Annotated in this window: 8 protein-coding genes; 6 read left to right on the forward strand and 2 right to left on the reverse strand. The window is 32.7% G+C overall.

The window, feature by feature from the left end; genetic code table 11:
- The 6 genes from neuC to LDL23_RS05740 form a co-directional block, all read left to right on the forward strand.
- Positions 1 to 1,119: UDP-N-acetylglucosamine 2-epimerase (gene neuC / locus LDL23_RS05715; RefSeq protein WP_291264849.1), on the forward strand; the 1,119-nt coding region annotated here is incomplete at its 5' end.
- Positions 1,120 to 2,553: an MBOAT family O-acyltransferase gene (locus tag LDL23_RS05720; protein ID WP_291264850.1), complete on the forward strand. Its 1,434-nt coding sequence runs from the start codon at positions 1,120 to 1,122 to the stop codon at positions 2,551 to 2,553.
- Positions 2,553 to 3,437: a hypothetical protein gene (locus tag LDL23_RS05725; RefSeq protein ID WP_291264851.1), complete on the forward strand. Its 885-nt coding sequence runs from the start codon at positions 2,553 to 2,555 to the stop codon at positions 3,435 to 3,437. The genes LDL23_RS05720 and LDL23_RS05725 overlap by 1 nt, the downstream gene beginning before the upstream one ends.
- A complete protein-coding gene (locus LDL23_RS05730; RefSeq protein WP_291264852.1) occupies positions 3,430 to 4,824 on the forward strand; it encodes a CDP-glycerol glycerophosphotransferase family protein in 1,395 nt (464 codons plus the stop codon). The genes LDL23_RS05725 and LDL23_RS05730 overlap by 8 nt, the downstream gene beginning before the upstream one ends.
- The gene (locus LDL23_RS05735; RefSeq protein ID WP_291264853.1) at positions 4,814 to 5,464 is read left to right on the forward strand and encodes a CatB-related O-acetyltransferase; all 651 of its coding nucleotides are present in this window, start codon (positions 4,814 to 4,816) and stop codon (positions 5,462 to 5,464) included. The genes LDL23_RS05730 and LDL23_RS05735 overlap by 11 nt, the downstream gene beginning before the upstream one ends.
- On the forward strand, positions 5,465 to 6,613 hold the full coding sequence (locus LDL23_RS05740; RefSeq protein ID WP_291264854.1) for a glycosyltransferase family 4 protein: 1,149 nt from the start codon (positions 5,465 to 5,467) through the stop codon (positions 6,611 to 6,613).
- 7 nt (positions 6,614 to 6,620) lie between these two features.
- Here the strand turns inward: LDL23_RS05740 and LDL23_RS05745 are convergent, their stop codons facing one another.
- Both LDL23_RS05745 and LDL23_RS05750 read right to left on the reverse strand, forming a co-directional pair.
- The gene (locus LDL23_RS05745; protein WP_291264855.1) at positions 6,621 to 7,064 is read right to left on the reverse strand and encodes a response regulator; all 444 of its coding nucleotides are present in this window, start codon (positions 7,062 to 7,064) and stop codon (positions 6,621 to 6,623) included.
- A gap of 178 nt (positions 7,065 to 7,242) precedes the next feature.
- Positions 7,243 to 10,000, reverse strand: a 2,758-nt coding sequence (locus LDL23_RS05750; protein ID WP_291264856.1) for a PAS domain S-box protein, incomplete at its 5' end; no start/stop codon positions are given.

The following is a 10,000-nucleotide window of genomic DNA, read 5'->3' on the forward strand; positions in this document are numbered from 1 at the left end:
AAAAAAATCCTATTTCTTACCGGTACTCGTGCCGATTTTGGTAAAATAAAATCCTTGATTCAAATTTTGGAAGCGCATCCCGAATTTGAACCTTTTATTTTTGTTACGGGTATGCATTTGCAAAAAGAATATGGTTATACTTTGTTAGAAGTAGAGCGATGTGGATTTACCAATATTCATACCTTTGAAAATCACACCCATGAAACCACTATGGATTTGACTTTAGCGAAGACCATTGAAGGACTTTCTGCTTATGTGAAATCTTGCGAGCCTGATATGATTGTGATTCATGGCGATCGAGTGGAAGCCTTAGCGGGCGCTATCGTTGGAAGTTTGAATAATATTTTAGTAGCGCATATTGAAGGAGGAGAAGTCTCTGGAACTATCGATGAGTTGATTCGTCACTCAACCAGTAAAATGAGTCACGTGCATTTTGTTTCTAACCCTCAAGCCAAAAAACGCTTGATTCAAATGGGCGAATTAGAGCATGCTATTTTTACAATCGGTTCTCCGGATGTAGATATTATGTTTTCCAATACGTTACCTGATTTAGAAACGGCAAAACAGTATTATGATATTACCTTTGATACCTATGCTGTTGCGATGTTTCATCCGGTGACAACAGAAGCCAAATTTATGCAGGAATACGCAGATCATTTTGTGGATGCTTTATTAGCTGATCATCATAATTATGTGGTAGTGTATCCCAATAACGATTTAGGGAGTCAAACCATTTTAAAAGCGTACGAAAGATTAAAAGGAAATCCTCGTTTTCGAGTTTTTCCATCCTTACGTTTTGAATATTTCTTAACCTTATTAAAAAAATCCCAGTTCATTATTGGAAATAGTAGTGCGGGCATTCGGGAAGCTCCTTATTATGGTTTACCGATTATCAATATTGGAACACGCCAACAAAATAGGGCACTTCACGCCGATATTATCAATGTTGATTATACATCAGAACAAATTTCTAAAGCTTTGAGTGTTATTGATACGCATCAAGTACAACCAACAGAAAGTGATTTCGGAAAAGGAAATAGCGCCGAATTATTTTTGAAATCCTTATTAAATGATGATATTTGGCAACTCAATCATCAAAAACAATTTAGAGATAATTAAATGTTCTTCAACTCCTTATCTTTTGCCCTATTTCTTCCGATAGTATTTCTGTTGTATTGGTTGGTGTTTCATAAAAACAAAACCACTCAGAATGCGGTACTCATTATAGCGAGCTATTATTTTTACTCGTGTTGGGATTGGCGTTTTTTGTTTTTATTGGTGTTTTCTACTTTATTGGATTACTTCAGTGCCATCATGATGGAAACCAGTACGACCGATAAAAAACGAAAGTTTTGGTTGTGGTTAACTATTGGGATTAACTTAGGGTTTTTAGGAATTTTCAAATACTATGATTTTTTTGCGCAATCTTTTGCTGATTTGTTGCATGGTTTCGGATTTCAAGCGAATCCTTTTTTATTGAAATTAATTCTTCCGGTTGGAATATCTTTTTATACCTTTCATGGGTTGTCGTATGTGATTGATATTTATTATAAACGCATCACAGCTGAACGCAATTTTATCGACTACTCATTATTCGTGAGTTACTTTCCGCTTTTAGTGGCGGGACCTATTGAAAGAGCCACGCACTTATTGCCACAAGTGAAAATCAAACGTCATTTTAATTTTGAAAAAGCCAAAGAAGGGGTTTATCAAATTATTTGGGGATTAGTTAAAAAAGTAGTTATTGCGGATAGTTGTGCTACGTATGCTAATGCGGTTTTCGATAATTATGAATCCATGAATTCGTTATCCTTACTTTTAGGAGCCGTATATTTTGCCTTTCAAATTTATGGTGATTTCTCTGGGTACTCTGACATTGCTTTGGGAACGTCTAAATTATTTGGCATCGATTTATTAAAGAATTTTAATTACCCTTATTTTTCTAGAGATATTGCTGAGTTTTGGCGCCGTTGGCACATTTCGTTATCGTCTTGGTTTCGCGATTATTTGTATATTCCATTAGGCGGGAGTAAAGGAGGGATGTGGATGAAAGTGAGAAACACCTTCATCATTTTTTTAGTGAGTGGCTTTTGGCATGGCGCTAACTGGACGTTTATTATTTGGGGCTTGTTGAATGCGATATATTTCTTGCCTTTGTTATTACAAAATAAGAATCGTTCTAATATGGGCGATATCAAAATGGGTTGGGATTTCAATAGTGTAAAAACCATTTCAACTATTTTAGGTACATTTGCCTTAACTACTGTTGCTTGGATTTTCTTTAGAGCCAAATCGATTTCGGAAGCTATTGGGTATATTCAAAAAATGGTGACCGATTTGCATTTTGATTCACAGTATTTGAGTAACGAGCGATATAGTTTTGAATTGCTATTTTTGGTATTGGTTTTTGTATTTGTAGAATGGTTCAATCGTTCTAAAGTAGAACCTTTGTCAGGGAAAGCAAGTTGGGTTAAAGTAACCTTAGCGATTATGGCCTTATTGGCTTTAGGCGTATATTCCGATTATAAAGAATTTATTTATTTCCAATTCTAATGAAACCCTTTTTAGTCTTTATCGGAAAAATTTTGCTAGTGCTTTTGCTCTCTGCTTTTGCATTGGATTTTATTTATACTACTGTTTTTGCGCAATCGGAAACTCGAAATAAAGTGGAACACGTTATCAATTCGAAACCACAAAACTATGATGTGATTATTTTAGGAACTTCTAGAGCTAATAATCATTTTGTATCCGAATTGTTTGAAAAAGAAGGTCTGAAAACCTTTAATTATGGAATGAGTGGCGCCCATTTGTTTGAAACGTCATTGCTATTGAAATTGATGGTAGAACGTGGTTGGAACATAAAAAATGTAATCGTAGAAACGGATTTAAACCTATCTAACGAAAAACGTGATGATGGTACTTTCGGACGTTTTATGCCGTTTATGCACCAATCGAAAACCATAACGAACCATTTTGCAAATGAAGCTGATTTTACCGAATTGTATTATGTACCGTTTTATCGTTATATTCAATTTGATGAAAAAATAGGGTTTAGAGCTTGGTATAAAACCTTAGTTAATGAACCTACGAACGCACTGGCAAACAAGGGTTATTATCCGTTAGGATTTAATCCAAAAGCGAATATGAAAAATAATATTGCCAATTTAGTGCCTTTACGTAACCGATATTTTGAAGAAATTAAGCACATTTGTCAAGCGAACCACATCAATTTGATTGCGGTTACTACGCCTATGTGTTCTAATGTAAAAGGAATGGACTACTTTAAAAAAGTAAAAGCTTTGTATCCTGAAATTAAAGAGTACGAACATGTAGTGGAGGGAGATCAATACTTTTCATCTTGTGGCCATTTGAATGATAAAGGAGCTAGATTATTTACGGCTACAATTATTAAAGATTTAGATTTTAAAAATGAGTAAAACTAAACATAACATAATGCTTCTTTTTCCAGATGGTGTTGGGATACGAAATTTTTTGTATTCTAATGTGTTTAAAGGTAGGGAAAAGGAATTGGTTTTATTTCATGCTTTTGATACCAAAACCGAACAAGTAGTTAAAGATATTACAGCTATTCAAAATACGATAAGCATTCCTAAATACTCTGAATCTTTAAAAGAAAAGTTTCTTAGGGAATTAATTTGTTTTGCTCGTTTAAAACACAATGCTAAGTTAGTAAACAACCCTACTGTTTTAACCAATTGGAAAACCCACCATAAAGGTCTTTTTAAAACTTTATTTTATAAATTTATTGAATTTGCATCGTATGGATTTTCGCGTTATGAGCGTATTTTAAAACTTGAAAAAAGATATCAAAAAACCATAAGAGATTCCATTTTTTATAATGAAGTGCGCGAAATTTTACTGGTTAAAGCTCCTGAAAAACTCTTTTGTTCCCATCAAAGAGGTGTGCAATGTGCTCCTATTTTTGCAGCAGCAAAAGATTTAGGAATTGAAACTATTACGGTTATTTATTCTTGGGATAATTTACCAAAAGCAAGATTGGCATTGCAAGCCGATAAATATTTGGTTTGGTCTGATTGCATGAAGGAGGAATTGAAATTATATTATCCTGAAATTGCTTCAAGTCAAATTTTTATTACTGGGACTCCTCAGTTTGAATGTTATCAGCATTCTGAAAATATTATCCCTAAAGAAGCGTTTTATACTCGATATAATTTAGATTTGAATAAAAAAATCATTTGTTATTCGGGAGATGATGTGTTGACTTGTCCAGATGACCCACAATATTTAGCTGATTTAGCAGATGAGTTGATTAAAAATAATTTAGATAATGAATATCAAATTTTATTGAGAAGATGTCCTGTAGATATTTCTGGTAGATTTGAAAAGATTATTTCCCAATATCCTAATTTAATTAAGCAAGCACCACCTTTGTGGAATTTTGAACCTAATAGCAGTTGGACCACTATTTATCCCTTACCTGAGGATGTTAAGTTATTAGTTTCAACTGTGTATTATAGTGATGTTGTTGTAAATTTAGGTTCTACTATGGCGTTCGATTTTGGCATGTTTGATAAACCATGTATCTATATAAATTACGACCAGGAAGAAAAGGTAAATCCCGATTGGTCTGTAAAAACAATTTATCAATTTCAGCATTTTAAAAGTATGCCTAATAACAATGTTGTTTTGTGGTGGAATTCTAAAGACAATTTGGTAACGTTAATGGCTGAATTTAAATCTAATTTTGATATTAAGAATATCCGTGGATGGACTGAAATTGTCATAGAAGATGCTAGTGAGGCTTCCCAGAATATTTCAAACGTATTATTTTATGATAAATAGTTTAAGAAGATTAATTTGGAAGTTTTTAGGAATTAATTTTTATAATTTCCTTAAAAACAAGAAACATATAAATTTAAAAGATGCCGATTGGGTTCAATTAGGTAAGAATTCTTATGATAATGGAGCTTATGTATGGCGATGGAATACCAATAGTAAATTAGTTATCGGTAATTTTTGTTCGATTGCAAACGATGTACATTTTATATGTGACTCGGGTTATCATGGAGAAAGTGAAATTACGAGTTTTCCTTTATTCCATGAAGTATTAAATAAAGAAGATGACGTTGTAATTAATTCTGTTACCTATAAAGTAAAGAATATCACAAATCAATTACCACCTCAAAAGCAAAATATTACTATTGGTCATGATGTCTGGATTGGAGCTAGAGCAACTATATTGCCTAATGTAACAATAGGTAATGGAGTTACCATTTTAGCGGGAGCAGTTGTTTCAGAAGATATGCCTGATTACGCCGTTGTTGGAGGTGTACCTGCAAAAGTGATTAGTTTTAAGCATAACGCAATTGTTATTCAAAAATTAAACAAAATAGCTTGGTGGAATTGGGACGAAAAAACAATAAAAAAGAACGTAAATAGTTTTTATTTACCAATAGAAGAATTTATAAAAATTTACAGTTAAATGCACATCTGTTTCCTAACCAACGAATATCCAAAGGCAGGCTTTCCACATGGAGGCTTGGGTAGTTTTGTAAAAACTATGGCTGAGGCTTTGGTTAAAAATGATCTTCAGGTTACGGTTATAGGGTTGAATTATACCCCAGTTGATGAAACAGAAAGTGTAAATGGAGTGCACATTATAAGAATTCGGAAAAGTAACGTCAAAGGTTTAGCTTGGTATTTTAATTCAAAAAATATAGCGAAAACCATTGCTGCAATTCATAAAAAGAATCCCATTGATATCGTAGAAGGAGCCGAATTGTCTCTTGCATTTTTGCCTAAAATTAAAGAAATAAAATACGTGATTCGCCTACATGGTGGCCATCATTTTTTTGCTGAAGGGGAAAACAGAGGGATTACTTGGTGGAAAGGATTTCAGGAAAAGCGCTCCTTTAAAAAAGCTGATGCATTTATTGCGGTTTCTAATTATGTTAAAAGTCATACCGCAACGTATTTGAGTTATCATAATAAGCCAGTTGAAGTTATTTTTAATCCCATTAATGGTCAATTGTTTCAACCTCAAGAAGTAGCAATTGAAGCCAATACTATCACTTTTGCAGGGACGATTTGTGAAAAGAAAGGAGTCCGTCAATTGATTCAAGCTTTTCCATTGGTTAAAGAAAAATTTCCAGATGCTATTTTGAATTTGTATGGAAGAGATTGGTTCTTTCCCGATGGTAGTTCTTACATGAAAATGTTGAAAGCAACCGAATTACCTAAGTTAGGTGTATTTGCCAAGGATGTTGTTTTTTATGGAGCTGTTCCTTTTACTGAAATTCCAAATGCTTATGCTAAAGCTGCTGTTTGTATATTTCCTTCCCACATGGAAACCTTAGGTTTGGTTGCTCCCGAAGCTATGGCAATGGAGAAACCTGTGATTTTTACCAAGTTAGGACCAGGTCCAGAAGTGATTGTTGATGGTGCAACAGGTTGGTTGTGTAATCCTCATCATCCAGAAGATATTGCGAATACAATTATTCAAGTTTTAAGTAATCCTCAAAAAGCTCAAGAAGTTGCAAAACAAGCAAAACGTTTTGTTTTAGAAAAGTTTGAACTGCATGAAATTGCTCAAAACAATATAGATTTTTATAAAAAAATACTTCTTTATTGATATTTGTTTATTCTTCTTTTGGTAATGTACATAGCTCGAGCCAAAAATTTTCTATTTTTAATATTGCATCTAAAAATTCATGCATATCTAAAGGTTTTTTTACATAGCTATTGCAATTATTATCGTACGCTTGATTGATATCATTTGAATAGGCTGAAGTGGTTAACATAATTACAGGAATTTTCTTTAGATTTTCATCATTCTTGATTTTCTTTAATACTTCATGACCATTATAAATGGGCAAGTTGATATCTAAAAGAATCAGATCTGGTTTTTTAACATCTAAAAAATCTCCTTGTTTAAAAAGGAAATCTATTGCTTCTTTACCATTTCTTGCAACGCTAATTTCTGTTTTTATTTTAGTTTCTTCGAAAGCATCGAGTGTAAGTAAAATGTCTCCTTCGTTGTCTTCAACTAGGAGTATGTGAACAGTATTTGATTCTAAACTCATATTTAAATATTTTATTAGATGGAAAAGAAACTTTTTTAGTCCCAATTTTGATTTCTACAACCTTTATGTAAAATTACATTTTTTTATTGAATATCAAACCTTTGCCTGTTTTTATTGTGCGATTTTTTATATAAATTTAGCTAGGATTCTTTTCTTTATTGTTCGCTTTTATTTTTAATTATTGTGGCAAAATTGGTTTGCTGTTTGTTTTAGGTATTGTAAAATAAAATACAGAACCTTCGTCAATTTTAGATTCAACCCAAATCTTACCGTTTAAAAAGTCTATATGGCGTTTTACAATTGAAAGTCCAATACCCGTTCCTTCATATTCTTCACGATTATGTAAACGTTGAAAAATGATAAAAATTTTGTTGTAAAATTTTGGTTCAATTCCAATACCGTTATCTTTTACGGCAAATGTCCATTCCTTATCGTCTTCCTTACAAGTTATTTCAATTTTAGGCGCTATTTCATTTTTCGAATATTTAATTGCATTATCTAATAGTGAATGAAATATTTGTGTTAAGCCCGTTTTGTAAGTTTGAATGTTTGGTATTTTTTCATGTGTAATCGTGGCTGATTTTTCCGAAATAATTTTTCCTCTTAACAATTTATAATCTGTAATTATATCGTTTACGTTAACTTCTTCAACGTAATCTGTTGGTCTTCCTGCTCTAGAATATTCCAAAAGATCTAAAATAATTTGCTTCATTCGTTTTGAACCATTCGTAGCAAATTCGATATATTGTAAAGCTTTGTCGTCTAATTTGTCTTCATATTTGCGTTTTAGCTGATCCATGAAGCTGGAAATCATTCGTAATGGTTCTTGTAAATCGTGAGAGGTTATAAAAGCAAATTGCTCTAATTCTTCATTAGAACGTTCTAATTCTTTGGCATACGATTGTAACGATTCGTTTAACGCAATAAGTTGTGCTTCATGCTTTTTTTGCTCGGTGATGTTAGTCATTGCGCCAATCATTCTAGTTGGTTTTCCATCATTATCACGTAAAATAATGCCTCTATCAACCACATAAACAATCTTTCCAGACTCATTAAAAACTCTATATTCTGCTTCCCATCTATTTACATCAGGATTATCTAAGGCGTTAGATAAATTTTCTTTTGTTTTTTTAATGTCGTCAGGGTGAAAGTCTTCATTCCAAAATTGACTTTCTTCTAAATTTGAAGGTGTATCATCTCCAAGAAACTTTTGAATATTCTGAGATCTAAAAAAGGTTTTTTCTTTAATATTCCAATCCCAAATGGCATCATTAGTTGCTTGTGTTACTATCTCGAAACGTTCATTTGCTTGAAGAATTTTTGTTTCTGATTTTTTACGTTCTGTTATATCTCTAATAAAGGCACAGAAAAATAAATCCTCTCCTTGATTAATAGGTATTATCGTTAGTTCAATTGGAAATTCTTCTCCGTTTCGTTTGATGGCACTCAATTCTAATAGAACGTTAAGCGCTTTTCCTTCTCCCGTTTTGAGATAGTGTTTTAAGCCTTCTCTGTGGTGTTTTCTGTAGGGTTCAGGTACAATTAGTTCTGATAGTTGCTGCCCAATAACTTCTGTTTCCTTCCATCCAAAAATCACTTCAGCTTGTGCATTCCAAAAAGTAACTGTTTCATTGGTGTCGATACAAATGATGGCATCTAATGCGCCACTCATGATTAATTTTCTTTTTTCTTCGCTATCGCTGATTTCTTTTTCTGTCTTTATGCGTTCTGTTATATCTAAAATTACAGCTAAAAATCTTCTTTGGTTGTTTTCTGCTATTAATTGTAAATGCACTTCTACAGGGTATAGGCTTCCATCCTTACGTTTGTGATTTGTAAAGAAAATTAGTTTTTCTTTTTCCTTGTTTACTAATGGAGTAATCAGTTTTTTAAACGCCTCCACCGTATAATCAGGCTTAATGTCGATAGGAGTTAGGGTTTTCATTTCTTCTATTGAATACCCAATATTGATTAGCGCTCCTTTGTTGACATAAATGAATTGGAAGGTATCCGCATCGAATATATAAATTTCATTTAAACTATTTTCTAAGGTATTTTGAAAGCTGTTTTTTTGCAGCTCCACCATTTTTTGTTCGTGAATGTCTTGAAAACTACCGTATAAACGGACGCATTTTCCATTTATCATTTCAGCATTTCCTATGGATCTTACCCAACGTTCTTTGTTTTTGGCAGTTAAAAGAACGGCTTCGAAATCAAAAGGTATTCCTGTTTCTAAACTTATTGTTGTTTTTTCTGCCACCATTTGTCTAAAATCTTCTCTGTAGAAATTGATGCCATTTTCTAAATTGGGTATAAACGTAGCTGGATCTGTTTCATGAAGTTCATACACGGTGTTTGACCAATACATTTTATTTTTTATACAGTCAAGTTCCCAACTTCCTATTTTTGCTAATTTGGTTACTTGTGCTAATAGTTCTTCATTTTGAGTTTCTTGCGTAATATCTAATAAAATGGAATTAAAAAGAATGGTACCGTCTATAGAAAATTCAGGTTTTCCATAACCTTGAAGTATGCGTTTTTCTCCATTTAGAGCAACCGAACGGAATTTGATAGACCAGTTTGTTTTATTTGTTACAGAATCAACAATGCTTTGTTTTACTGCCTCAAAATCGCCTCCTGATTTGATTTGATTCCATGCTAAGTCAATGTTGTTTGTAATTTCATCTGCAGTATGTCCCCAAATTTTTTCTGCTCCTTTACTAACATTTTTAATTTGATCGCTACCATCAGGATGAAGAATATATTGATAAACGACACCCGGAATATTGTCGGATAAGTTTTTTAATCGTTCTTCTGTTTCTTTACGGTCGGTTATGTCTTGAAAACTCCCTACAAATTTTACACATTTACCATTTTCATATTCTGGATTTCCAATTACTCTTATCCATCGTTCTTTTTTGCTGTTATTTACGATA

The sequence above is a fragment of the Flavobacterium sp. genome (genome assembly GCF_020217025.1).
In the GTDB taxonomy this organism is placed as follows: Bacteria; Bacteroidota; Bacteroidia; order Flavobacteriales; family Flavobacteriaceae; genus Flavobacterium.

Excerpts from the sequence above, each read along its gene's own strand:
- LDL23_RS05725 (WP_291264851.1), top strand. The coding sequence starts at position 2,553 with ATGAAACCCTTTTTAGTCTTTATCGGAAAAATTTTGCTAGTGCTTTTG.
- LDL23_RS05735 (WP_291264853.1), top strand. The coding sequence starts at position 4,814 with ATGATAAATAGTTTAAGAAGATTAATTTGGAAGTTTTTAGGAATTAAT.
- LDL23_RS05745 (WP_291264855.1), bottom strand. The coding sequence starts at position 7,064 with ATGAGTTTAGAATCAAATACTGTTCACATACTCCTAGTTGAAGACAAC.
- LDL23_RS05740 (WP_291264854.1), top strand. The coding sequence starts at position 5,465 with ATGCACATCTGTTTCCTAACCAACGAATATCCAAAGGCAGGCTTTCCA.
- LDL23_RS05730 (WP_291264852.1), top strand. The coding sequence starts at position 3,430 with ATGAGTAAAACTAAACATAACATAATGCTTCTTTTTCCAGATGGTGTT.
- LDL23_RS05720 (WP_291264850.1), top strand. The coding sequence starts at position 1,120 with ATGTTCTTCAACTCCTTATCTTTTGCCCTATTTCTTCCGATAGTATTT.